General features: G+C 52.8%; 25 protein-coding genes and 1 pseudogene. 9 read left to right on the top strand and 17 right to left on the bottom strand.

Features of this window, described 5'->3' with window-relative positions:
• Positions 1-19: 19 nt before the first annotated feature.
• Together DI44_RS09175 and DI44_RS09180 are read left to right on the top strand one after the other, a co-directional pair.
• The gene (locus tag DI44_RS09175; protein WP_011230953.1) at positions 20-988 is read left to right on the top strand and encodes an iron-siderophore ABC transporter substrate-binding protein; all 969 of its coding nucleotides are present in this window, start codon (positions 20-22) and stop codon (positions 986-988) included.
• Between the two features lie 417 nt (positions 989-1,405).
• Positions 1,406-1,897, top strand: a complete 492-nt coding sequence (locus DI44_RS09180) for a PCYCGC motif-containing (lipo)protein (RefSeq protein ID WP_014195631.1) — start codon at positions 1,406-1,408, stop codon at positions 1,895-1,897.
• A 163-nt stretch (positions 1,898-2,060) separates the two neighbouring features.
• Here DI44_RS09180 and DI44_RS09185 read toward each other — a convergent pair whose 3' ends face one another.
• The 5 genes from DI44_RS09185 to DI44_RS09205 all read right to left on the bottom strand — a co-directional run bounded on the left by DI44_RS09185 (position 2,061) and on the right by DI44_RS09205 (position 6,077).
• A complete protein-coding gene (locus DI44_RS09185; protein ID WP_033025229.1) occupies positions 2,061-2,789 on the bottom strand; it encodes a 3'-5' exonuclease in 729 nt (242 codons plus the stop codon).
• Positions 2,782-3,834, bottom strand: a complete 1,053-nt coding sequence (locus DI44_RS09190) for a DUF294 nucleotidyltransferase-like domain-containing protein (protein ID WP_033025228.1) — start codon at positions 3,832-3,834, stop codon at positions 2,782-2,784. Before DI44_RS09190 ends, DI44_RS09185 begins: the two co-directional genes overlap by 8 nt.
• Before the next feature lie 17 nt (positions 3,835-3,851).
• On the bottom strand, positions 3,852-5,153 hold the full coding sequence (locus DI44_RS09195) for an ammonium transporter (RefSeq protein ID WP_033025227.1): 1,302 nt from the start codon (positions 5,151-5,153) through the stop codon (positions 3,852-3,854).
• A gap of 174 nt (positions 5,154-5,327) precedes the next feature.
• Entirely contained in the window at positions 5,328-5,735 is a 408-nt protein-coding gene (locus DI44_RS09200; RefSeq protein ID WP_015374636.1) for a VWA-like domain-containing protein, read from the bottom strand.
• 153 nt (positions 5,736-5,888) lie between these two features.
• Positions 5,889-6,077, bottom strand: a complete 189-nt coding sequence (locus DI44_RS09205; protein WP_014195626.1) for a YozQ family protein — start codon at positions 6,075-6,077, stop codon at positions 5,889-5,891.
• A 154-nt stretch (positions 6,078-6,231) separates the two neighbouring features.
• Between DI44_RS09205 and DI44_RS19640 the strand changes: the two genes are divergently transcribed.
• Positions 6,232-6,360, top strand: a complete 129-nt coding sequence (locus DI44_RS19640) for a hypothetical protein (RefSeq protein ID WP_014195625.1) — start codon at positions 6,232-6,234, stop codon at positions 6,358-6,360.
• A 15-nt stretch (positions 6,361-6,375) separates the two neighbouring features.
• A complete protein-coding gene (locus DI44_RS09210; protein WP_013145584.1) occupies positions 6,376-6,888 on the top strand; it encodes a YndM family protein in 513 nt (170 codons plus the stop codon).
• A gap of 338 nt (positions 6,889-7,226) precedes the next feature.
• On the opposite strand, the gene DI44_RS09215 is transcribed toward DI44_RS09210, so the two are convergent.
• Together DI44_RS09215 and DI44_RS09220 are read right to left on the bottom strand one after the other, a co-directional pair.
• Positions 7,227-8,417: a toxic anion resistance protein gene (locus DI44_RS09215; RefSeq protein WP_014195623.1), complete on the bottom strand. Its 1,191-nt coding sequence runs from the start codon at positions 8,415-8,417 to the stop codon at positions 7,227-7,229.
• A 2-nt stretch (positions 8,418-8,419) separates the two neighbouring features.
• Entirely contained in the window at positions 8,420-9,064 is a 645-nt protein-coding gene (locus DI44_RS09220) for a 5-bromo-4-chloroindolyl phosphate hydrolysis family protein (protein WP_014195622.1), read from the bottom strand.
• Positions 9,065-9,223: 159 nt separating this feature from the next.
• On the opposite strand from DI44_RS09220, the gene DI44_RS19635 reads away from it, so the two are divergent.
• Complete coding sequence (locus DI44_RS19635) at positions 9,224-9,352, top strand: hypothetical protein (RefSeq protein ID WP_013145587.1); 129 nt, start codon at positions 9,224-9,226, stop codon at positions 9,350-9,352.
• Positions 9,353-9,372: 20 nt separating this feature from the next.
• Positions 9,373-10,035, top strand: coding sequence for an SIMPL domain-containing protein (locus DI44_RS09225; RefSeq protein ID WP_033025225.1), 663 nt, complete (start codon positions 9,373-9,375; stop codon positions 10,033-10,035).
• Here DI44_RS09225 and DI44_RS09230 read toward each other — a convergent pair.
• The 6 genes and pseudogenes from DI44_RS09230 to DI44_RS09255 form a co-directional block, all read right to left on the bottom strand.
• The gene (locus tag DI44_RS09230) at positions 10,025-10,774 is read right to left on the bottom strand and encodes a hypothetical protein (RefSeq protein ID WP_011230940.1); all 750 of its coding nucleotides are present in this window, start codon (positions 10,772-10,774) and stop codon (positions 10,025-10,027) included. The two genes, DI44_RS09225 and DI44_RS09230, sit on opposite strands and share 11 nt — an antisense overlap.
• A gap of 134 nt (positions 10,775-10,908) precedes the next feature.
• Positions 10,909-11,412 (bottom strand): annotated as a pseudogene (locus DI44_RS09235) (MFS transporter); the annotation flags it as partial.
• 156 nt (positions 11,413-11,568) lie between these two features.
• Complete coding sequence (locus tag DI44_RS09240) at positions 11,569-12,303, bottom strand: CAP domain-containing protein (protein ID WP_011230938.1); 735 nt, start codon at positions 12,301-12,303, stop codon at positions 11,569-11,571.
• A 467-nt stretch (positions 12,304-12,770) separates the two neighbouring features.
• On the bottom strand, positions 12,771-12,995 hold the full coding sequence (locus tag DI44_RS09245; protein WP_013145591.1) for a hypothetical protein: 225 nt from the start codon (positions 12,993-12,995) through the stop codon (positions 12,771-12,773).
• A gap of 79 nt (positions 12,996-13,074) precedes the next feature.
• Positions 13,075-13,830: an SIS domain-containing protein gene (locus DI44_RS09250; RefSeq protein ID WP_014195616.1), complete on the bottom strand. Its 756-nt coding sequence runs from the start codon at positions 13,828-13,830 to the stop codon at positions 13,075-13,077.
• A gap of 145 nt (positions 13,831-13,975) precedes the next feature.
• Positions 13,976-15,412 (bottom strand): NAD-dependent malic enzyme, encoded by a 1,437-nt coding sequence (locus tag DI44_RS09255; protein WP_033025224.1) that lies wholly within the window; start codon positions 15,410-15,412, stop codon positions 13,976-13,978.
• 313 nt (positions 15,413-15,725) lie between these two features.
• On the opposite strand from DI44_RS09255, the gene DI44_RS09260 reads away from it, so the two are divergent.
• A complete protein-coding gene (locus tag DI44_RS09260; protein WP_023634139.1) occupies positions 15,726-16,619 on the top strand; it encodes a DMT family transporter in 894 nt (297 codons plus the stop codon).
• A gap of 155 nt (positions 16,620-16,774) precedes the next feature.
• On the opposite strand, the gene DI44_RS09265 is transcribed toward DI44_RS09260, so the two are convergent.
• On the bottom strand, positions 16,775-17,326 hold the full coding sequence (locus DI44_RS09265; RefSeq protein ID WP_033025223.1) for a DJ-1/PfpI family protein: 552 nt from the start codon (positions 17,324-17,326) through the stop codon (positions 16,775-16,777).
• 145 nt (positions 17,327-17,471) lie between these two features.
• Between DI44_RS09265 and DI44_RS09270 the strand changes: the two genes are divergently transcribed.
• Positions 17,472-18,200 (top strand): NAD-dependent deacylase, encoded by a 729-nt coding sequence (locus DI44_RS09270; RefSeq protein ID WP_014195614.1) that lies wholly within the window; start codon positions 17,472-17,474, stop codon positions 18,198-18,200.
• Positions 18,197-19,069, top strand: a complete 873-nt coding sequence (locus DI44_RS09275) for a fructosamine kinase family protein (protein WP_033025221.1) — start codon at positions 18,197-18,199, stop codon at positions 19,067-19,069. Before DI44_RS09270 ends, DI44_RS09275 begins: the two co-directional genes overlap by 4 nt.
• A gap of 24 nt (positions 19,070-19,093) precedes the next feature.
• Here DI44_RS09275 and DI44_RS09280 read toward each other — a convergent pair whose 3' ends face one another.
• From DI44_RS09280 to DI44_RS09290, 3 genes are all read right to left on the bottom strand, one after another.
• Entirely contained in the window at positions 19,094-21,187 is a 2,094-nt protein-coding gene (locus tag DI44_RS09280) for a GDYXXLXY domain-containing protein (protein ID WP_033025220.1), read from the bottom strand.
• Between the two features lie 151 nt (positions 21,188-21,338).
• Entirely contained in the window at positions 21,339-21,875 is a 537-nt protein-coding gene (locus DI44_RS09285) for a hypothetical protein (RefSeq protein ID WP_033025219.1), read from the bottom strand.
• Positions 21,876-22,042: 167 nt separating this feature from the next.
• Entirely contained in the window at positions 22,043-22,645 is a 603-nt protein-coding gene (locus DI44_RS09290) for a phosphatase PAP2 family protein (protein ID WP_023634141.1), read from the bottom strand.
• Positions 22,646-22,782: the final 137 nt, after the last annotated feature.

Genomic DNA, 22,782 nt, shown 5'->3' with positions numbered 1-22,782 from the left:
TTAATTCACCGGCCTTCTAGTGAAATCACGACATCTCACCCTTCTTTCCGCCTTCATCCTTTCCCTCCTGCTTCTTGCCGGCTGCGGCGGAAAACAGGAAGAAACGGCCAAACCGAAGGACAGCAATCAATCGAAAGAAGCAAGCTACGCAGTCGAACACGCCATGGGCACGGCCGAAATCAAAGGCACGCCCAAACGGGTTGTTGTATTGACAAACGAAGGAACAGAAGCGTTGCTGGCGCTAGGCATAAAGCCGGTCGGCGCCGTCAAATCGTGGACGGGCGATCCGTGGTACGACCATATTAAAGACAAAATGGACGGCGTCAAAGAGCTCGGTTTGGAATCAGAGCCGAACGTCGAAGCGATCGCCGCCTTGAAACCAGATTTGATTATCGGCAACAAACTGCGTCATGAAAAAATTTATGAACAGTTGAAACAAATCGCTCCAACCGTTTTCTCTGAAACGCTGCGCGGCAACTGGAAAGACAACTTTATGCTCTATGCGAAAGCCGTAAACCAAGAGGCAAAAGGGAAACAAGTCATTGCAGAATATGACAAACGCATTGAAGACTTAAAAGCAAAACTCGGTGACAAGCTGAAGATGAAAGTATCCATCGTCCGCTTTATGGCCGGCGACGTGCGCATTTACCATAAAGACTCGTTCTCCGGCGTCATTTTGGATCAACTTGGCTTCGCCCGCCCGGAATCGCAAAACGTAAACGACTTTGCGGAAACCGGCGTGACGAGAGAACGCATTCCAGCAATGGATGGCGACATCCTGTTCTACTTTACATATGAGACGGGGGACGGCAAAGCGAGCGAACTTGAAAAAGAATGGATCAACGACCCGCTCTTTCAAAACTTAAATGTCGCTAAACAAGGAAAAGTATACAAAGTGAGCGACACGATTTGGAACACGGCTGGCGGTGTGCTCGCGGCTCATTTGATGTTGGATGATATTGAGAAATATTTCTTGCAAAGGCAATAATCGCCCGCTAACGAAAGGCAGAAGCGGTCAGCTGCTTCTGCCTTTTTCCTCTTCCATCATTCCTGCCCTGTGGCTCGTCTCGACGCTAACTTCATTTCCCAAGGGCAAAAATATATAGATGCAATTTAAAGCTTTAACATTTTTCGTCTTTGCCGGTCATTGCATCCGACTGTCGAGTGACCGAACAACGCCGCTTCCAGACCCATGAATGGGTCTGTGAAGCGAGTCGTTGTTCGGTCTTCCGTCACGCTAAGGCGTGACGGAGGCAAGCCACACGCTTGCCTTCGACAGTCGAAAATGGGCAAACCACTTTTCTGTCAAGGATATGTTAAACTTCTTTGTTGCATCTATATAGTTGCTGCTTATCCATCGGTATGGTACATTCAAAATGCAAACCTCGCACGGAAAGGAAGAAAGATGGTGAAACGCTCTACCTTCATCACCGCATGTGTATTGTCATTCAGCGTTCTGCTCTCAAGCTGCACCGATGACGGCGTTCAGGAACAAAGCCACTCGCAGATGACGAAAACCGCCACCGGCGATATTCGGGAGACGACAAAATCGATCGAGCATTTGCCAAGCTTTTTGAGCGCGTTTGAAGAAGAGATGGCTGCCTTGTACCAACAGGCTGCTGAACACCGCGAGCTGCTTGAGAATATCCCTTGCTATTGCGGCTGCGGGCAATCAGCTGGCCATAAGAACAATTATGACTGCTTTGTCTATGAAAATAAAAAAGACGGCTCGGTCGTCTGGGATGATCATGCGACCAAATGCGGCGTCTGCCTCGACATCGCCGCTGAATCGATCGCCGCTTACGATCAAGGGAAATCGATCAAAGACATTCGGCATATGATCGATGAAAAATATAAAGAAGGCTACGCCGAACCGACGCCGACAAAGCCGCTCTAATACGAACGAAAAAAAGCGCCAAATCCGGCGCTTTTTTCATTGCAGCCAGTCCCCCGTTTGCCCCACCGAGCGCCCACTGCTTTTCGATCAACAGAAACAAGGCTGCTGAAACTGGATTTCGCTCCTCTCAAGGAGAGTTCACAAAGGCTTCGCACAGGCAACATCAACACCGGCTGAGCGCGGCGTACAAGTCATGCAATGTTTCGATGCCGCGCTGGCGGAATTCATCAAGCAAGATCGCCCATAGCTTCGCCATCGCTTCGACGTCGCCATCCGCCGTATGGCGGCGCGGGCAACGGATGCCATAACAAGCTAACGCATCGTCAAACGTCGGGCACGAATGGCCGATCAGCGTCATCATCGGCTGCAAGTCGACAAAACGTCCGCTCCATTTTTGCCGATAATGGCGCCAAAGGGCATGGCGCAAAAACGCCAAATCATGGCCGATATGATAGCCAATTAAGACGCCGGCGGCAATAAACGGCACAAACGTGCGCAGCGCCTCGGCAAGCGGCGGAGCGAACACCACATCCTTCGCCTCAATGCTGGTCAAGGCGGAAATATGTTCCGGAATCGGCTTTTCCGGCTTGACGAGCGTCATGTACGCATCCGTCACGACTCCTCCAACCGTTTTCGCTGCCGCCATGGCCAAAATTTCATCGCCTTGCTCCGGGGAAAAGCCGGTCGTTTCCATATCGATGATGACAAACGGGATGTCAGTCAAACGGTCATGCCAATCGATGATGTGCTGTTTTTCCTTTTGCAGCGAGCGAAGCCATGTTTCCTGTTGCAGCGAATGGTCATGCCCAAATAAGGCGGATGATGCCTCGCGCGGAACGCCGAGCGACAACAAGCGGAGCGCCCGTTGCCAAAACCGGTGCCGCTCATGCATGAATGTTAGCCACCCGCCGGGCGACAAAGCGCTGCAACCGTTTTGCGGTGCGCATCGCTTGTTTCAGCTGCTTTTGTTCCGTCCGCTCAAGCGCCCGCCATAACACATATTCACGTCCGTCCCCCGCCTCAGTGCTGTACTTAAGGCGAATCGAATAGTAAACAGAAAGCGCCTCGCAAACGGCGTCGGAAAGCGGCGCCGTCAATACGCCATTCGCTTCAAGCGCCCGCCGCCGCTCGGCTGTGCCCGCCGTCGGGACGTGCGCAAAACAGGCCAACCATTTCAGAGCGTTAGTGAGTTGCACGTAGCCGCTTTGTTTCATATGAACGGCCCCGCTGTACGGCCCCCATCGCTCCGTTTGCACGTTGCCCAGCCAACCGAGCGGAACCGGAGGAAATTGAACGTGCTCGCCCATGCGCGCCAACAGCGGCGGCCGTTTGGCCACCGCCGCAAACAGCGCCTTTCTTGCCTTCTCAGCCAATTCTGCTTCCCCATAAAGAGGCCGCATATCCATTGCAATCAACAAAAAACGAATGTCGTTCGGCCACCCGCTGTCTAAATAGGAAGAAAGTTGTTGCTCCCAACCGCGGACCGACTGCGCCCACCGCTTGTTCGTCGCCATCACGTAACCGGAGCAGTACGGATAGCCGGCCTCATGCAACATGTCCACCCCAACCGCCGCCATATGGCGGATGAATTCATAACAAGCCGCCTCCTCTTCCTCAGGACAGTCGAATAAAATGCCGTGGTCCTGGTCCGTCCAAATCGTCGGCTCACACCGGCCGATGCTTCCCATCACATACCAGCACCACGCCGGGGGACGAATGTCGACCGACCGTTTCATCGTCTCCCGCTCCGCAAGGAAGAACGCGCGGCGAAGGATGGCTTCATGCACACAAACGACGTCGCCTGCAAGCTGCTTCATTTGTTCAGGTGCTAGACAGCGCCGCAGTTCGCGCGCCAGTTCATCGTGGCAAAAACGAAGTTCGGCGGCCGACTCGGCTCGGTTTAGCCGCTCGACCACCTTTGCCGCCAACGATTCCATCACCTTTCCCCTCCTGGCTACTGCTGGGCGAGGGTCTTGGGCTGATACGCCGGATCGAGCTGTTCCGGATAGCCATAAGAACCGTGCTCGCTAATATCAAGACCTGAAATTTCTTGTTCCGCCGTGACACGCAGCCCGATCGTTTTCTTCAGGGCATATAAGATGACAAACGAAACAGCAGCGACATACACCGCAGCGCCGAGCACCCCGACCGTTTGCACAATCAGCTGATCAAATCCGCCGCCGTAAAACAGTCCAGCCTTCCCGATGCCCGTGATCTCGACTAAACGCGGCGAGGCGAAAAACCCGGTTGAAATCGTGCCAATAATGCCAGCGACACCATGGACGGAAAAAGCATAAATCGGATCGTCAATCCCTTTGCGTTCAAAGTAGATGGATGTCCAGAACGTAAACGACCCCGCCACTGCACCGATCACAACCGCCGCCCACGGTTCGACGAACGCGCACGCGGCGGTAATGGCAACCAAAGCCGCGAGCACGCCGTTGACCATCGCTGGAATGTCCGCTTTGCCGACCAAAATTTTCGCCGTCACAATCGCGGCGATCGCTCCCGCCGCGGCGGCCAAATTCGTCGTCAGCGCGACATAGCCGAAAAATCCGTCGCCAACCGCCATCGTGCTGCCAGCGTTAAAGCCGAACCAGCCGATCCATAAAATCAATCCGCCAATGACCGTATATACTTGGTTATGCCCAGGAATGACGTTTGGAGTCTTATCTTTATTGAACTTGCCGATGCGCGGCCCAAGCAAAATTGTAGCCACGAGCGCCGCAATCGCTCCTTGCAAGTGAACAACGGTCGAACCGGCGAAATCTTGCATTCCCATTTTTCCAAGCCAGCCGCCGCCCCACACCCAATGGCCGATCACCGGGTAAATGGCGATCGTAAAAATCGTGCCAAAAAGAAAATAAACAGACAGCTTCGCCCGCTCAGCGAAGCCGCCCCAAGCGATGGCCAGCGACACTCCGGCAAAGCCGAGCTGGAATAAAAATTTGAGCTCGAGCGGCACATTCGCCCACGACAACGAGTCAAACGTTCCTTTTCCTTCTCTTAAAAACCATCCTTCCGTCCCGATGAAGCTATTCCCAGCCCCAAACGTAATCGCAAAGCCGAACGCCCAAAACGCCAATGAGGCGATGGCAAAGCTTAAAATTTGTTTGCCAGCCACATGCCCGGAGTTTTTCATGCGCGTTGATCCGGCCTCAAGCAAAGCAAACCCTGCCTGCATGCCGATGACGAGCACCGCCGAAAGCATGACCCAGAGGGCATCCAGCCCAAGCGTCAACGTTTTTTCATCCATTTTACGCATCCCCCTTTTGTCATTTATCATCCCTTTTATATGTCATAATATATAACATAAACCAACCAAAAGCAACGCGTGTTTTTGGTTGCAATCGGTTTCAAACACAAAAAGTTTGTTAAATTTCTTAACAAAAAAGAATGCCCCTCATCACGAGGGGCATTCCTCACAGTGTTACGCCACACGAATGGGCTTGCCAAACGGCACGCGCGGCATATAATCGTCCGGCACAAGCCAAAACACTTCATAGTCGACTTCGAGTTCTTCATAAAAATAGCCGGTTACATCGGTGATGTAAAACAACGTATCGATTTTTTGCGCAGCGGCCCATTCCAGCACTTCGGTGTACGACGATTTCCCGTGCTTGAAATATTGAATCGTCGCCACGCCAACCGGAGAGACATCGCGAATTTTAAAATCCGCTTGGACGAGCAGCGTGTCCGGGCGCAGCTTTTCAAACAGCTTCACAATGTTTTGAATGAGCATTGGCCGCTCCGGACGGTTTGATGTGTCGATCGCCAACGCGATGGAATGGTCTTTCCGCTCTTTGAGCAACGCCAATAAAGCCCGCTGCCATCTCACGATGATCATCCCCCTTATATCGGTGAATCGCCGTGCGCACTACTAGTATAGACGACGATGGGGGAAAGTACGAACTGTTTTTCTTTCCTTTTTCCCCTCCCGTTTCACAAACATAAACCAAAACGCCAAGGAACAGCTCCTTGACGTTTCTTACTACTGCGAAAGGGGGATGTTCGAACCATTTTCTTGATTCACTGCCGCCTCAATCGTTCCTTCTGCATACACATCGCTTACCTGTTCGCGCGTCTCAGAGAGCGCCTCATACACAAACGACTCGTCCCCGCCATCTGCCGGATCGTATTGCTGCCCCGCAATCGCAACGGGCCGTTTCTTTTTCGTCATCCACCATTCCTCCTACATGAATGCTGTTTCGTGATTAGTGTGAAAACAAGAGCGAAAAATGAACAGAGGAAGTTTATGGATGATGAATGCATATAGAAAGGCAAACGTGGCAAACTAACGAATAAACAACGATCAAGAGAGGATGATAGCCCCGATGAGAAAGCCAACACGAAACGACAGCGTTGAACAGCAACAAAAAAAGCAGCAACCGGACAAAGACAGGGAAAAACAGCCGGGATGCGGCGATAAAAAACTAGAAGGTCCAAACCATCCAGCAGAATAAAGGCGGCGAATCCCAATGAGACATTTGCTTGCGTTAGTGCTGAAATATTTGCTGACCGCCACGGTGATGTTTGCCATTTTACCGCTGTTTTTGCGCATTTCATCGGCAGAGATTTTATGGTTCAGCCTTTGGCTGACGCTTGTCGCCTATGCGCTCGGCGACTTGTACGTTCTGCGGCGCCTTGGCAACGTCTCAGCGACGATTGCCGACTTTGGACTTGTGTTTGTGGCGGTATGGATCGGCATCGGCGCGTTTTATGACATCGCCGGCGCCGCCATATTAAACGCGGCGTTTTTCTCTGCTCTGCTTACAGCGTTCGGAGAATTGCTGTTTCACGCCTATGTGCTGCGATTTGTCACTGTCGAGCACGGTGAAAAAGACGCCCCGCTCATCGGCCGCCAATGGCAAACGGAGGCGGCAGAAGAGTTTGATGTCCGCGCCGCCCGCCCGGACGGCAACGATCGTGAACGAGCGGAACAAGAGGATGAACAGCATCATCAAGAGCCTCCCCATCCCCCCATCCTATGAAGGAGGAACAAATGTTGGCGGCTGCAGTCTGAGACGCCAGCCGCTTCTCCTTCCTTCCAAACAGGGCTTCAACGTGAATGACTCCACCTTTGTTTGGAACATTCAATGGCTGCATCTCCACTTCGTTTTGGGTTGCGCCCTGTACAAAAGGGAAGTGGGGGAGCTTCAATTGGGAAATCATAACACAGATGGCGAACGAAAAAACGGGTGTCTTCTCGTTCGCTAGACACCCGTTTCGCATGAGGATCTTTGGTTTTTCGGCGCTTTCTTCTACAGCCATGGGCGGATCCATCGGACGTTTGGCCGCAAGCCGAAACAGGACGATCTCCTATCCGCCCTTATTGCTCCGGTCGCTTCAGCGCAAGCAGCGTCTGTTTCAATTCCGCTTCCATCGCCGCCAGCTCGCGTTCGGCCTGCTGCCGTTTTAAGCGGCCTTCCGCTTGGATTTTCAACGTTTCTTCGAGCGTAGCGATCAAATTTTCTTGTGTTCGCTTCAACGTTTCGATATCAACCAAGCCACGCTCGTTTTCCTTGGCGATTTCGATGCTGTTTGTTTTTAACATCTCCGAATTGCGCAATAACAGCTCATTCGTCGTTTCGGCGACCTGCTTTTGCGCCGCAGCCGCCCTTTGCTGCCGAAACAGCGTCAAGGCAATCACGACTTGATTTTTCCAAAGGGGGATGGCATGCAAAATCGACGATTGAATCCGCTCGACAAGCGTTTCGTTCATATGCTGAATCATGCGGATTTGCGGTGCCGTTTGAATCGTCACTTGCCGGCTGAGCTTTAGGTCATGCACCCGCTTCTCAAGCCGCTCGGCAAACTGCCGCAAATCCTGTACATCCTGCCATGCCATTTGGTCGCCGGAGCGCTCCGCTTCCGCTTGCTTTTCTGGAATCGTCTTCGTCCGCAGCTCTTCGAGTTTGTATTCCGCTGCCGCAATATAAATATTGAGCGCTTCAAAATAGTCTTTGTTTTTTTCATAGAGCGTCTCAAGCATCATGATGTCGCGAAGCAACAAATGCCGGTGCTTCTCAAGCCGATCAGCGATTTTGTCAATTTCAACGCCGATTTTTTGGTATTTCGCCACCATCTCTTGCAGCGGCTTGGCCACTGCGCCGAACAAGCGGGACAGCCACCCTTTTTTCGCCGGCATTAGGTCATCGGGGTTGACCTCCTTAATTTTGGCCATCAGTTCGCTGATCACTTCGCCGACCGGCCCAGCGTCTTTCGTTTGCACATGATGCAAAATCGCATGAGAAAACTTCGACAGCTCGGCTTGCGCCGCCACACCGTATTGCAAGACGGCCTGATGGTTGGCCGGGTCGATTTGTTTGGCGAGCGCAAGCGCTTTTTCCCGATGCTCAGGCTTCAACGCATCAAGCGCGCGCGCCGGCTTTTCTTCCTCCTTGAGCCGCGATTCGGCCGGCGAAGAAAACGGCTTTGCAAGCAGCTCATCAAGGGAACTTGTCCGTTCCAGCCCTTGCAGCCAATCCGTCGATTCCATCCCGTGATTCCGTTCGTCCATCGTCATTCTCCTTTCTTTGACAGCGGCAGACGAAGCCCATCCGATTGTCGGAGCGATCGCTCGAGCCATTTCGCTTCCGTTTGCAGCGACCAGATGTCGTTCGATAACACCTCAAGCAACTGCCGTTCAGCCGCTGAAGTCAGCTCGTCAAGCACTCTTTCCGTCTCCTGCAACGCTTTTGCCATATCGGCGCTTTGCACCGGCTGCTGCGCCAAATAAACGTATTTCTCCACCATCTCCACCGCCGTCGGCCATTCGTTTAAGAAAAATGGCTGGGCGAGGCGCAGTTGATGTGGTTGTTGCTCGATGGCGCGAATGATTCGATCGACGATGGCACTCAACCGGGAAACCGTTTGCCACATCACCACAGAACGAAGCCGATAGCGAGCGCGGCGCAGCCGCTTCCATAACGCGCGCGCTTCGCCAAGCTGGCTGCGAACGTAGACAAGCTCCTCAGCGGACACATCAGCCGGCAGGCGATGATGCCGCCTTTTCATGATGGCGGACACCCCCCACATCGCCCCCATTCCGGATAAAATCGAAGGCCAAAAGCGAAAATCAGCAGTGATGAATACGATCACCGCGACGATGACCCCTGCGTTCCATGAGACAAACCAACGCCATATCGTACGAAGCAGCTGCTTCATTGTCCCTCTCCTTCTTTATCTTTTCTTTCATTATAGCATGTCCATTCCATGATACGTACAAGCACCCAAAGAAGTTTCATCGCCAACTGGACGGCGCGCATAGGACAATGGCCGTTTCGAATAGGCTATAGTAACAGGGCCATCGAAAGGGGAATCGGGATGAAAGCGATCAATTGGCAGCTTGTCTCCTTTGTCGCGATCTCGCTGTTGAAAGAATATTGGTGCTATGCCGGACTGCCGCGCGTCTACTATTGGCAGGCGGCGGATGATGACAAAAAAACTGCCTAACAGCAGAAGGAGGGAACACGATGCAGCCTTGGCACCGCCCCACACCGCCAACCGCCTCCCGCGCCGCACTGACCGTCACCGGCCAAGGGACAGTCAGCGCCAAGCCAGACACCGTCCTCATTGCGATCGGGGTGCGCACCGAACACGTCCATATTCAAGAAGCGCTTGCTGACAACGCGAAACGCACCGACGCAGTCATTGGAGCACTCAAGGCGCTTGGCGTGCAAACAGAAGATTTGGAGACGACGGCGTTTTCCATCTATCCCCAATACGAACATCACAATGGAGCCGACGTATTATCCAGCTATAGAGTCGAACATTGGCTTGAAATCACCGTCCGCGACCCTAAAAAAGCCGGCGCCATTTACGAGGCGGCCGTTGCCCATGGAGCAAACCTCGCCCGCGGCTTGGAATTCCGTCTAGCAAACGAACAAGCCCATTACCAGCAGGCATTGGCGTTGGCCGTGAAAAACGCCAAAGAAAAAGCGCTGGCCATCGCCCGCGCTCTCAGCTTGCCTCTTTATGACACGCCGATTGAACTGAAAGAACAGTCATCGATCCGGCCGACGCCATACGGTCCGGCTGTTCTCAGCGTTCCCTCATCAGCGCCGCCTGTGCAGACGCAAGATGTTGTCATTACCGCCGTCGTGGAAGCGGTATTTGCTTATTCGTTCATTTCGTGATGTCGACTTCATGGACGCGGGCGCCGCCAAACAGCTCGACGCGGGTGGTTTTCTTTTTCCCGTTCGAATGGACGATGGTCACAGCGTACGCGCCCGGCAAATACGGGCCGATTTTTTTGACAAATGGGTCTTTCGTCGCCTCCTCTTCCGTTTTCACCCCATTGACGACAAGCGACGCCTCCGGATCATCGACGCGCACATGGAGAAAATAGAGGGCTGGCTCAAACACATACCGGTCCTCAAACACATGAATCGTAAACACCGGCGGGTAAGATGTCAATCCTTTAATATACACGTGGCCGCTCTTGCGCTGGCGGGCAAACTCCCGATCTAGCTGTTTATACGCTTCTGGGTGCCGTTCCACATACGCGAACAACGGCGCCAACGTTTTCTCGTTGATCGGCACGCTTTCCTCCGTCACCCGCAGCATCGCCTGCAAAGCGGCCACATCGCGGTCTTCGATCGCATCTTTTAAACGCATAATGGCCATTTCTCGGCTCGCGGCCGTCTTCAACGCCCCATACCCGCTCCAAAGAAGCGTGCTCGCCCCCCACAGAACGACGATGGCGACAAGCAGCCAGCCGATGAGACGGTATTGCTTTTTTCTCCTCTTTTCCCGAGACAAAACGCGCGCCTGCTGCCTCTTTTCGCTGCGCGCCAACGCCGCGGCGCCGTTCTGACCGCCGCGGCTTCCCGTTTCCCCCTCAATGGCATCCGGTTCGAACACGCGCGGTTTCATGAGCGCTTCCCCTCTCCTTCTCGCTGCCTAGTTCCACTTTATGTCAGAGACAGGGAATATATGTTACACGAACAACGGTGCGCTTTTTATTATACCCGCCTGAGCGAAAAACGGATAGCCGTTTGCACCGCCCATTATCGCGAAAACGAAGCGTTCGGTCGCTCCATTCGCCGCCCGACTTGTTGAAACATCCAGGCGTATAAGGCCGCGCTTCCTAGCGCCAGCATCCCAAGGACAACGAACGTCCATGCATAGCCGATCCATTCCGCAGCGACGAGCGACAGCGGCGCCAACATCCGCCCGATCGTAAAACGGAGACTGGCGGCGGCAAAATATTGGCCGCGCATCGCCTCCGGAGCCAAGCGGGAAATGAACGACTGCTGCAAGCCAGCTGTCATCAACTCAGCCAGCGTAAACAGCGCCATGACCGCGATCAATCCGAGCAGCGAAGACGTTTGACTAAACAGCCACATCGAGATGCCGTATAAGACGGATGAACCGACAAACGCCTGCCGCTCCGAGTAGCGAGACATCCAACGCGTCACAGCCACCGTGCATAGTGCGACCAACAGACCGTTTTCGGCAATGAGCCAACTAAAGGCGCTCGCGCCGTCAATCGTCCATCCTGCCAATGTTTTATAGGGGATCGGAGAAATATTTTTCAAATAAAAAAGGGCTGACCCAAAAGGGTGTTTTTCCTTAAACCAAACACAACATATTGTTTCATGCCTATCATAATAAAAAAAGTGTCCCGATCCTTTTGGGACACCCTCGACTTGCATTTCTTTTGTCTCTTACTTGCGGATGAATTGCTGCGTCCAAATATATCCATTTTCTTCAAAACCAACGCCGATGTGCGTAAAGTTTTTGTTCAAAATGTTCGCGCGGTGGCCTTCACTGTTCATCCACGCATTGACGACTTCCTGTGGTGTGCGTTGGCCTTTGGCGATGTTTTCCCCGGCAGCCGTGTACGAGATGCCGAATTTTTTCATCATCTCAAATGGAGAACCGTACGTCGGGCTGTTGTGCGAGAAGTAGTGGTTCACGGCCATATCGCGCGATTTTTCGCGTGCGACTTTGCTGAGGGCCAAGTCAACTTGAAGCGGCGGCAAGCCGTATTTTGCCCGCTCTTTATTCGTCAGTTCAACGACTTGTTGCTCATAGGCGTTTAAGCCAGTTGCTTTTTGCGGTGCTGCTGTTGGGGCCGTCGCTGGCGTTTTCGCCGGTGCTGGCGTATTCGCAGCCGGTTTCGTCGCTGGCTGTTTGACCGTTGCCGGCGCTTGCGGTTTTGTCGTTGGCTGTTTTGCCGCCGGTTGTTGTGTTGCCGGTTTTACGGGTTGGAACGACACGAACGGGAAGTATTGTTGCAGCCATTTCTCAAAATCTTGAACGTTTGTGCTGACATATTTTACTTGGTACGCATTCGCTGTCGGACACGTCGTCCCAGCTGCTTCCGTTTTCGTTGCCGCGAACGAAGCGCCGGCGAGTGCGACCGAAGCTGCGATTGTTGCTACCATTTTTTTCTTCATCGGAATTCCTCCTTGTATCCTCTATTTGAAAGTTTCAGAGATATTGCGTCCGTCAGTCATGCCTACACGATGAGATTCGAAGAGGAACGGTTTCGTTGTTCCCTTGCCTTCGCCCTCATTATAACACGGGTTTTTTGTAATATTTTTGGGCTAAAATGGAAAAAAACGCAGGCTGGCAACACCCGGAAAAACAAGCGCTTGTTTTCATTGCCAGTTGGCTGCCCATCACGGCAGTTGCAACGATTGGAAGCGGCATCCTTTCACTAACTGCCCTTCCTTTTTCCCCTCTATTATTCTAGCCACCCACATTTTTCTAGGAAAAAGGGAGTTGACAGCCTCTTTTTTGGACCATTTCGTTTAACAATTGTTACAGCTGTGTTACAAAACAGGGGAGATATTCACATTCTTGTTTTAAAAAAGAAGCTGGTGGCGATCAGCCCCAGCTTCTGTCATGATCTTTTTCGTTCCTAGTCGACAACGAGCACCGTTTGCACTTCATTCGGCTTCACCTCGACGGCAAACGTCCCGCATTCGTCCGCCGCGAGCGAGTCAAGCGGCTCCTCGTTGAGATTCGCGCGAAAAACGCCCGAAAACGGCTTGTTCCATTGGAACGCCGCCGTCGTTATCGTTGGCGTTGAATTGTAAAAGAGGAGCTTATCGGCATACAGCCGCACCCGTTCGTCAAAGCGCATCGATCTCCATCCCCCACCGTCTCATCGTTTGCTACTATTTTAGCAAGAACGGATGGCGGTTGGCTATAGAGCGCCTCTTCTATTGCGATAGTTGATGCCCCTTAACCAACACCGGAATGCGTTCTTTATATTTCTCCACCCATCGGCGGTTATGTTCGTCCGCCCCCTCAATGTTGCCGCTTAAAAAGATCGGCGGTTCTATTCCATTTTCCGCCATGAGGACAATCGCCTCGGCGAAAACGGCGTTTAAAATCGCGCTGCCGATCACGGTCGAAGTAGGGGCAAATGGAACGGAAACATTCGGATGAGCTAAAATCGCGTCTCCTCTCACACAATGATTGTCAATCACCAAGTCCACCACTTCATACAATAACCGACCGCTCTTATGCCGCGACGGTTGACTCTTCGAATATTCCAAAGATGTAATCGCGATCGTGTACGCCCCTTTCTCCTTTGCTGCCAACGCCACATCAATCGGAACAGGATTGCGCCCCGATGTGGACAAAACAAAAAACACATCTTCAGGACGGATATCCTCATGATTGATAAAATTTTGTGCCAAATCATTCATTCTCTCCAACATGGACGACCGCACCGCCCCTTCGTGAAGCATCAGCGGCTCGACAAAGATCGGTTTCACCGGAACAAGCCCTCCCGCCCGGTAAAACACTTCCTCTGTCAAAATATGGGAGTGGCCGCATCCGAATAACTGAACGATTCCGCCGTTTTGAATCGCTTCGCTTACCATATGGGCGGCCTTTTTTAGATTGTCCTTTTCATGGCTTAAAACGAGTTCCAGATGTTCATTGATTTTTTGGAAATATTGATTGATCATCGGCCATTCGCCCCTTAAGCGCTTGATTTCCTATCCCTAAACTAGATTTAGCCCGCCGCAGCCACAGTTAGACCCGCTCCTGCAGCCAAAAAAACGGCTTCCCCTATAAAGGAAGCCGTCCGTCGGTTCCATCGCATTCCTTGCTTTACTGCCCTGTATATCCGCCAACCGGGATATTGTCCTTCCGCGCCACCCCAGTGCGGTAAGCGGCTTCGATGACCGCTTGTCTGACGCGTTCAACGACTTTGCTGTTGAAGACGCTCGGGATGATGTATGTTTCGTTCAATTCATCCTCCGTCACGACAGAGGCAATCGCCTTCGCAGCGGCAAGCTTCATTTCCTCGTTAATTTCTCTCGCCCGGCAGTCGAGCGCCCCGCGGAAAATGCCCGGGAAGCAAAGGACGTTGTTAATTTGGTTCGGATAATCAGAACGTCCGGTCGCCATAACGCGCACGTACGGTTCGGCCAGCTCCGGATCAATTTCCGGAATCGGGTTGGCCATCGCAAACACGATCGGGTCGCGCGCCATTTTTTTCACATCTTCCACTTTTAAAATGCCGGGAGCTGAGACGCCAATAAACACATCTGCGCCGGCGATGACATCGGACAAGCTTCCTTTCAGATTATCCGGGTTCGTGATTTGCGCATATTCTTGCCAATACGGATTTTCATACGTTTCATCGCGATGGATGGCGCCGTGGCGGTCGACCCCGATAATGTTGCGTACGCCGGCCGCAAGCAAAATTTTCGTGCAGGCGATGCCAGCGGCGCCAATGCCGGTGAGAACCACTTTAATGTCCTCGAGCTTTTTGTCGACGATTTTCAACGCATTAAGCAACCCGGCCAAGAGCACGACCGCCGTGCCGTGTTGGTCGTCATGGAACACCGGGATGTCGAGCTCTTCCTTCAACCGCTTTTCAATCTCAAAGCAGCGCGGAGCGGAAATGTCTTCGAGATTAATGCCGCCAAACGCCGGGGCGATCGCTTTCACAATTTGGATGATCTCTTCCGTATCTTTCGTGTTCAAGCAAATCGGAAACGCGTCCACTCCGGCAAATTCCTTAAACAGCATCGCTTTCCCTTCCATGACCGGCATCGCCGCATACGGGCCGATGTCGCCAAGCCCGAGCACCGCGGTGCCGTCCGAGACAACGGCGACCGTATTCCGTTTAATCGTCAGCGAATACGCCTTGCGCGGATCCTCAGCGATGGCCGTGCAGACGCGCGCCACGCCCGGCGTGTACACCCGCGACAAGTCATCGCGCGTTTTCACTGGGATTTTTGAATTTGTTTCAATTTTCCCCCCGATGTGCATCAAAAACGTGCGGTCGGAAACGTTGATGATTTTGACACCGCGAATTTTTTTCAGCGCCTCAATGATCAAATCGCACTGCTTCGTGTCGAGGGCGCTGACGGTGATGTCGCGCACCGTGTGAACTTTGCTTGATGAAATGACGTCAATTCCGACAATGTCCCCGCCCGCTTTGCCGATTGCGGCGGCGATATCGCTGAACGAGACGATATCTTTTTCGAACTGGAGACGAATCGTAATGTTCATCGCTGCCCCGCCTGGTAATGCCATAACAATCGTCCTTCCTTTTCTCTATTTTTGTTTAAATCAGTAAATCATCTTACGGTACAAATGTTATCCTATGAACCGGAAAAAGACAACCCTTATTGTACACCCCTTTCGGCAAACACATGCATCTTTCCGCCGAACGTGAAACAGCATGCGTCCTGAGCCAGCGCAGCCTTCTTCCCACCGTTCATGTTCCGCTGTTGGCAAAACAGCAACAGGGGTGGCTGACGGCAGAAAAACAACATGCAAGAAGGAAATCAGAGCAGCAATGAAGTAAACGTAAAAGAAAGGAAAAACTAGACAGGAGCGAAAAAGAATGAGAGAAAAGCTGTTTCTCGTGCTGGCCAACTTGTTTTGGGCCGGCAATTACGTCATCGGGAAGTCCATCATTGCGGAAACGGGCCCATTTTGGCTGACGTTGATCCGTTGGTGCGCCGCTTTTATCGTGTTGGCGCCCGTATCGTACTGGCTTGAGCGGCCGCGCTACCAGGACATCATCAAACAATATTGGCTGCCGCTCGCTGCAGCCGGAATTCTTGGCGTCATCGGCTATAATTTGCTTTTATACGGCGCGCTCGCCTATACATCGCCGATGAACGCAGCGATCGTCAATTCGCTCAATCCGGCGATCATCGTCGTGTTGTCGTATGCGCTGCTGCGGGAGCGGCTGTCAAAAACCAATATTGCCGGCTTTTTGTTGTCGCTGGCCGGTGTATTGTTTATTTTAACGGATGGGCATATAGCACACGTCTTCCGAATGAACTACAACCGCGGTGATTTGATGATGCTCGCCGCCGGTGTCGTCTGGGCGCTTTATTCGATCATCGGCAAAAAACTACCCGTCCCACCGATTACAGCGACAACGTGCTCCGTTTTTTTTAGCTTGCTGCTGCTGTGGCCGTTCGCATTCTTTTATCCGTTTCCAGCTGATCACATAAGTGCAGCTGGGCTCGCCGGATTGGTCTATATTTGCTTGTTTCCGTCCATTCTTTCCTTCTTATTTTGGAACATCTCAGTGCAAAAAGTCGGTCCGAGCCATGCCGGTGTATATTTAAACTTAATTGCCGTATTTACCGCTGTGATCACGTTTTTGCTTGGCGGTGCTCTATCCGTCCTGCAGCTGGCCGGCGGCGCAATCGTCTTGTTCGGCGTCTATTTGGCGACAAAAGCGCCGAAAGTGAAGACGGAACAAGTGGATATCGCAGGATGACGGCCGGGCCGTTTGGCGGACAGCATCATCAAAAATAAAACCCGCCATCACAAGCGGGAACCTTTAGCCATGAAAAACAGCGCCGCCCGCCGCACCCAAAACCCTGTTGCATGCACAAGCGGTCTCCCCTCACCCAAAGGGAGACCGCTTTTTGGCTATTGGAGCAATCGAAGGAACTCACGCATAAACGCCGGCAAATCCGGCCACGCATGGGCGGAGACGAGGTTGCCGTCAACGTGGACTGTATGGTCAGACACATACGTCGCTCCTAGCGCCTCAACCCCCGGCTTGCAGGCAATATACGCTGTCAAACTCCGTCCTTTCAGCAAATCCGGCATTGTTTCAAAAATGAGCGAGGCGTGGCAAATGGCGGCAATCGGCTTATTCGCCTCAAAGAAATGGCGAACGATGCGCTGCACGTTCTCATCAAGGCGAATGTACTCCGGAGCGCGCCCGCCTGGAATGACTAACGCATCGTATTGCGTCGGGTCGATCTCGGCGAACGATGCATGGGCGTCGATCAAATAGCCTTGTTTTTCCACATACGTATCCCAGTCGGCAAAATCGTGAACGACCGTATGCAGTTTCTTTTTCTTCGGCGCGGCAATCGTTACGTCATGCCCTTCCTCCAACAAACGATAATACGGATAATACACCTCCAGCGCCTCAACAGCGTCGCCGGTGATGATCAACACTTTTTTGCTCATGGATTCCCGCCTCCTTGTCCATTTTTTTCTTTCATTTCTATCATACTGGAAACGAGTGAAAAGGAAAAGTAAAATGATTGGTGGAAAGGTATGAAGCAGCAGAAACGAGAGTCGCTATGGTTGCGACAGTAAGGAGGGAAACAGAATGACCATCACCTCATGGCTGGCCGCCTCGCGCCACACCGTCGTGCTGACCGGCGCCGGCATGTCAACCGAAAGCGGGCTGCCCGATTTCCGCTCGCCGCGCACCGGGCTGTGGGCGCGTTTTAACCCGAGCGAACTCGCTACCATCGATGCGCTGTACCATCGCCGTGAATCGTTCGTCGAGTTTTACCAATATCGCATTCGCACCTTGCAACAATGCCAACCGCATGACGGACACCGCTTATTGGCCGATTGGGAGCGGCGCGGGATCGTGCAAACGATTGTGACGCAAAATGTCGATGGCTTTCACCAAGAAGCGGGAAGCCGACGCGTCATCGAACTTCATGGCTCGCTCCGCACCGTCCATTGTCAGCGGTGCGGGGAGTCAAAACCCAGCTTTGTCTATTTGCACGGTGTGTTGACGTGCGAATGCGGCGGAGTTTTGCGCCCGTCGGTCGTGCTGTTTGGCGAGCCGCTGCCGGAGAAAGCCATCGATCAAGCGTGGGAAGCGGCCCGCCAAGCGGACTTGTTCGTTGTGCTCGGCTCCTCTCTGCAGGTATCCCCAGCCAACCAGCTGCCGCTTGTTGCCAAGCGGAGTGGGGCTAAACTCGTGATCATCAATTGGGAACCGACGGAACTGGACGATCTCGCCGATGCTGTCATCCATCAGCGAAAAATCGGTGAAGTGCTGAACGAGCTCAATGAGCAGTTGGCGGAGGTGGATCCATGACCAAAGAAACGATGTTGCAAATGGCGCTCGAATCGATCGGCGACCACTCCCACATCCGCCATTGGCGCCGCGTCTCGGGCGGCGACATCAATGACGTCTATCGCGTCCAAAGCGGCAAACAAACGTACTTTATCAAAATGCAACGTTTCCCGCCGAGTGGATTTTTCGCTGCCGAACAGATGGGCCTCGAGCTGATCAGGCAAGCACGCGCCATCGACGTTCCGCATACCTTCGGCTTCGGGGAAGCGGACGGCTGGGGCTGGCTCGTCTTGGAATGGGTCGAAGGAACGGAAACGACACAGACGGCCGAACAGCTCGGCCGCGGCCTTGCCCGCCTCCATCAATGCCGCGGGCCGGCGTTTGGCCTTGACCGCGATACCTATATCGGCATGCTGCCGCAGCGCAACGGCTGGTACGGCCGCTGGACCGACTATTACCGCGACGCCCGCCTTAGACCACAAATAACGCGAGCGGCGGAGAGAGGCCTCCTGCCCGTCAAGCGGCGCAAACGTCTCGAATGGCTGCTCGAGCGGCTTGACCAATGGCTCCCGGATGACTGTTTTCCATCGCTTTTGCATGGCGATTTATGGAGCGGCAACTGGATTCCAGGGCCAGACGGAGTGCCGTATTTGATCGATCCGTCTGTTTTATATGGCCATCATGAGTTTGAGATCGCGTTTACCGAGCTGTTTGGCGGCTTCCCAGTCCGGTTTTATGAGAGCTATCGCGAGCTTATGCCGCTCTCGGCTGATTATCATGGCCGAAAACCACTCTACCAGCTGTTTTACTTGCTCGTTCATCTAAATTTATTTGGCGAAACATACGGCAGCGCGGTTGACCGCGTGCTGGATCGTTACGCGGGGGAGTAGTTTTTCCTGCTTCCCCCGCCATCCTTATTCAGCACGGATCGCTTCGAGCAGCGCATCACCGTTTTCGCTCACGCGCACATAGGCAAACCGAACATTCTCTTGCCGTTTCATCCCCGTTTTTTCCGGAATGAAATACGATTCAATGCCATACACGACTTGCGGGCCGTGAAACGTACCGGTGATGATCACATCCCCCGGTTGCGGCGTGTATCCCGGCCTTTTTTCCCCATTGACCATATATACGCCAGCCAAACGGTGCACCCCGTCCTCTCCTTTTCGCAGCCCGACTTGCACCCGTCCGCTTCCGTCAAGCGACGGAATGGTGGAAATATCGTACCGAAGCTGAATATAATCCCCTTGCAACATGGAACGTGGATCCAACGGTTCAAGTTCCAACTTTACTACATCACCATATCGCAACAATCGTTCTTTTTGCCACACGGTATAACCTAAAAATGAAAATTGAGCGATCACGACTATGAGCGTCAACAACGAAACGCGCCGCCCCCAGCGCACGCCCAGCCTCCATGTGAAGCCATTTCGTTTCTCAAGCCATACCGCCCATGCGAGCAACACCGCTCCCGCCGCCAGCAAACTGACCGATTTATGAAGCAAATTCCATGCGAGTTCATAATATTTCAGCACGAGATAAAGCGCTGTGTACACCCAAGCGGTCTTCCGCTCCAGTTGCCGACCGCGGAAAAGAAAGAAGGCAAGCGCCAAAATCATGGCGATATTCAACGTCACGTACAGTCCATCAGCCGCAAACACATCAACGCTTGTCGCAATCCCAAGCGCGCCGAACGCCAAGACAAGCGGAGTGAGAAACGGCGTTTCGCGAAAGCGGCCATACGCATACAACCCGCCGTTGACCAAAGCCAAGGTGAGCAACACCATCCGGCCGTCATCCATCACCGAACTTAAGGCGATCCCTAAATAGACCGTCAGCGCCGCCGTCGTCAACCGGCGCACTCCGCTGTCTGATGATCGGATGACGCCAATCGCAAGCCCAATGGCATAGAGGAACAGAGTCGACCGCGAGACCTCCCACGCCATCGCCACCCCGAGCCCGTAACCAATAGCAAGCAGTGTATAACGAACGACCGGATTCCAACGCCGGCCAAATGAGGCGGGAACGACAAATCCAAAGATGGAAATGAAAAAGAGCACGTAAGGCGACCATGACTCTGTCCAAAGGAAATACAAGCCAAGCAGGCTTTGTATGGCCAACGCGGAAGCCGCAAGCGTGACAATCGCTTGAAACGACGCCAAAAAACGCCTTCCAGCTTTCGTCTCCGCTGAAAACAGCCCAGCCCGCCGCAATAGCACAACGCCGCCGCACAGCACAGCAGCGGCCGCCATAAGCCCAATGAGAAGCAGCCACGTTTCAAAATGATCTGCGAGCAAGCGAATGTATTGAATGAACAAAAACAGTCCAGCAAACAAACTCGTCAACAACACGTACGGCCGCTGCTTGGCGATGACAAGAAAATAATAAAGCAACACGGCGAGCAACACGGTATACACGTATGGCCACCATGCGTCGCGCCCATAGGAAAAACCGGTTACGTCAATCACAAGCAGCCAACCTTGCATGGCAATATAAGCGAGATGGGCGACTAACGGCGTACGGCTGACACCAACCAGCACGCCGTTGATCGCTGCAAACAATAAGAGCAAACCAAACGACGACCATTCCGTCCACTCAATCCGATAAGCGGACGGAAAATAATAAAACCAGCACGCAAGCTGCAACAACCCAATCGCGATCACGGACAGCACCCGTTCTTTTGTCAGCAGCGCCAACAAAGCGGTCGGCGCAAGCCAGGCAAGAAACAGCCAATAACTGTCAGCATGCGAATTGTAAATTTGTCCAAGCAACGCCAACGCAATGCCAAATGACAACACCCCGCCGATCAGCATCCAGCGCCCTAAGAAACGATGGCGGCCCCAAAGCGCCGCGCTTGCGATGTAAAATGCCGCCATCATGCCGATGCTGATTCCGACTTTCACCTCTCGCCCCATCCCCGGCCAGTTGGCGGCAAAAAAATACACAATGCCGGCAATGATGCACAAAAACGCCAACGCATACCCCGTTTTCACGATCCGGGCCGCCATATCGCTTCCTCCCTGTGACTCAGATCTTTCCTCTATAAAGCATATGCTGAAAAAGCTGTCTAGAAGACCAGTGAAAACACGCCTTATTCCATCGCATTTTCCTAGTTACCACCGGCCTTTTAGACTTTTTTCTTTGTTGCGGTGAAGAACATTATGGTTGGAGATAATTTTTTAAGTGGAAAATTTCCATATCATGCTCTGTCACTTTTTTCATCAAATAATCGATGGATGCCTGTTTGGAAGAGAACTCGCGCGAAGCCAGATCAAGAGCGGCCTGATGCTTATGAAGCATGTTCTCGATGTGGCGAAAGTGGCTCCGCATTTCTGTTGCGAGGTTGTCAACTTTTTCTTCGACCCGTTCAACTTTCGCTTCAAGCCGTTGTTGCCCTTCTTTGAGCGTTTGCACGTCACCTTTGACCGCGTCCATGTCCGCTTTTAATGTGCGCACATCCTCTTCCACCCGGTGAAGCCGCTGTTCCAAGCGGGCTTGCCCCTCTTGCAACAACTGCACTTCACCTTCCAAGCGCGCCTGTCCTTCTTTCAGCGCTTGGATCTCGCCTTCCAAACGCGCTTGTCCTTCTTGAAGGGCCCGGACATCGCCTTCGATCCGATCGAGCCGCATGTGGATCGGATTCAACTTTTGGTCAAGCAATTCAGCCATTAGTTGCACGAGTTCGGCTTGGCTCATCGTTTCTCACCTCCTTTCCCCCATTGTATCATTGTCCCACACAACGTCATAGTATAGAAAAAGAGATTTTCTTCTCCTTTTCGACAAGATCAGACGCTAAATCAAACCGATGAATCGGCTTCATCATCAAATCAACATGGGGCAAAAAATGATTTTTTGATGATCAGCTACAAACGGCCGCCTCGATGAATCCACATCCGATAAAGAGCAAGACAGGCCGCCAAGTAAGCACCGCCAAGCACAAACCCGCCAAGCACATCAGACGGATAATGCACTTGCAAGCTTAACCGGCTTAAGCCAGTTAAGAGCGCCAGCGCCGCAAACACGCCGTAAATGGCCGCCCGTTCTCCACGCTTGGTGCGCGTTTGCGCCAAAAAATACGCTAAAAGCAGCAAGTAAATCGTCCCGATCATCGCGTGGCCGCTCGGAAAACTGAACCCCCCGATCTCGGCATGCGGCGGGCGCTCCCGCCCCACAACATGCTTGATCCATTCGTTGATGCCATACCCCCCACCAACAGCGACGACAACCAACACCATTCCATAGACATCGCGGCGGAAAAACCATAAACCAATGACAAGCATCACACTGATGATGCCTATTGTTTTCCCATTGCCGAGAAACGTAAACGGATCGAGCCATTGCCATGAATCAAACAGCTGCAGCCCACCTTCGTCAGCCGCCTTTGTCACCCCGGCTGCCACGCTTGCCCAAACAGCCAAAAAAAAGACCGCGCCGACAGCCGCTATCATCCATAATCGTCGGTTCACTCTGACTCACTCCTTGTTGATGCTTCCTCACAACCGCATCAGTCGGTTGCCCACCACTGGATATCAAAGTCGATTTGTACGGAGATCAAACCAAAAGGAAACATTGAAAGTTCCTCATTATAACTCACATTTCGCAC

It is taken from the genome of Geobacillus sp. CAMR5420 (assembly GCF_000691465.1).
In the GTDB taxonomy this organism is placed as follows: domain Bacteria; phylum Bacillota; class Bacilli; order Bacillales; family Anoxybacillaceae; genus Geobacillus; species Geobacillus thermoleovorans.
This window is presented reverse-complemented; position numbering and strand designations above follow the sequence as displayed.

Coding starts and splice junctions, on each gene's coding strand:
- DI44_RS09185 (WP_033025229.1), bottom strand. CDS start 2,789: ATGCATGAGCGGCACCGGTTTTGGCAACGGGCGCTCCGCTTGTTGTCG.
- DI44_RS09240 (WP_011230938.1), bottom strand. CDS start 12,303: ATGAAGAAAAAAATGGTAGCAACAATCGCAGCTTCGGTCGCACTCGCC.
- DI44_RS09195 (WP_033025227.1), bottom strand. CDS start 5,153: ATGGATGAAAAAACGTTGACGCTTGGGCTGGATGCCCTCTGGGTCATG.
- DI44_RS09260 (WP_023634139.1), top strand. CDS start 15,726: ATGAGAGAAAAGCTGTTTCTCGTGCTGGCCAACTTGTTTTGGGCCGGC.
- DI44_RS09250 (WP_014195616.1), bottom strand. CDS start 13,830: ATGATCAATCAATATTTCCAAAAAATCAATGAACATCTGGAACTCGTT.
- DI44_RS09220 (WP_014195622.1), bottom strand. CDS start 9,064: ATGAAGCAGCTGCTTCGTACGATATGGCGTTGGTTTGTCTCATGGAAC.
- DI44_RS09180 (WP_014195631.1), top strand. CDS start 1,406: ATGGTGAAACGCTCTACCTTCATCACCGCATGTGTATTGTCATTCAGC.
- DI44_RS09275 (WP_033025221.1), top strand. CDS start 18,197: ATGACCAAAGAAACGATGTTGCAAATGGCGCTCGAATCGATCGGCGAC.
- DI44_RS09285 (WP_033025219.1), bottom strand. CDS start 21,875: ATGAGCCAAGCCGAACTCGTGCAACTAATGGCTGAATTGCTTGACCAA.
- DI44_RS09205 (WP_014195626.1), bottom strand. CDS start 6,077: ATGACGAAAAAGAAACGGCCCGTTGCGATTGCGGGGCAGCAATACGAT.
- DI44_RS09270 (WP_014195614.1), top strand. CDS start 17,472: ATGACCATCACCTCATGGCTGGCCGCCTCGCGCCACACCGTCGTGCTG.
- DI44_RS09245 (WP_013145591.1), bottom strand. CDS start 12,995: ATGCGCTTTGACGAACGGGTGCGGCTGTATGCCGATAAGCTCCTCTTT.
- DI44_RS19635 (WP_013145587.1), top strand. CDS start 9,224: ATGAAAGCGATCAATTGGCAGCTTGTCTCCTTTGTCGCGATCTCGCTG.
- DI44_RS09280 (WP_033025220.1), bottom strand. CDS start 21,187: ATGGCGGCCCGGATCGTGAAAACGGGGTATGCGTTGGCGTTTTTGTGC.
- DI44_RS09225 (WP_033025225.1), top strand. CDS start 9,373: ATGCAGCCTTGGCACCGCCCCACACCGCCAACCGCCTCCCGCGCCGCA.
- DI44_RS09255 (WP_033025224.1), bottom strand. CDS start 15,412: ATGGCATTACCAGGCGGGGCAGCGATGAACATTACGATTCGTCTCCAG.
- DI44_RS09190 (WP_033025228.1), bottom strand. CDS start 3,834: ATGGAATCGTTGGCGGCAAAGGTGGTCGAGCGGCTAAACCGAGCCGAG.
- DI44_RS09210 (WP_013145584.1), top strand. CDS start 6,376: ATGAGACATTTGCTTGCGTTAGTGCTGAAATATTTGCTGACCGCCACG.
- DI44_RS19640 (WP_014195625.1), top strand. CDS start 6,232: ATGAGAAAGCCAACACGAAACGACAGCGTTGAACAGCAACAAAAAAAG.
- DI44_RS09230 (WP_011230940.1), bottom strand. CDS start 10,774: ATGAAACCGCGCGTGTTCGAACCGGATGCCATTGAGGGGGAAACGGGA.
- DI44_RS09265 (WP_033025223.1), bottom strand. CDS start 17,326: ATGAGCAAAAAAGTGTTGATCATCACCGGCGACGCTGTTGAGGCGCTG.
- DI44_RS09215 (WP_014195623.1), bottom strand. CDS start 8,417: ATGGACGAACGGAATCACGGGATGGAATCGACGGATTGGCTGCAAGGG.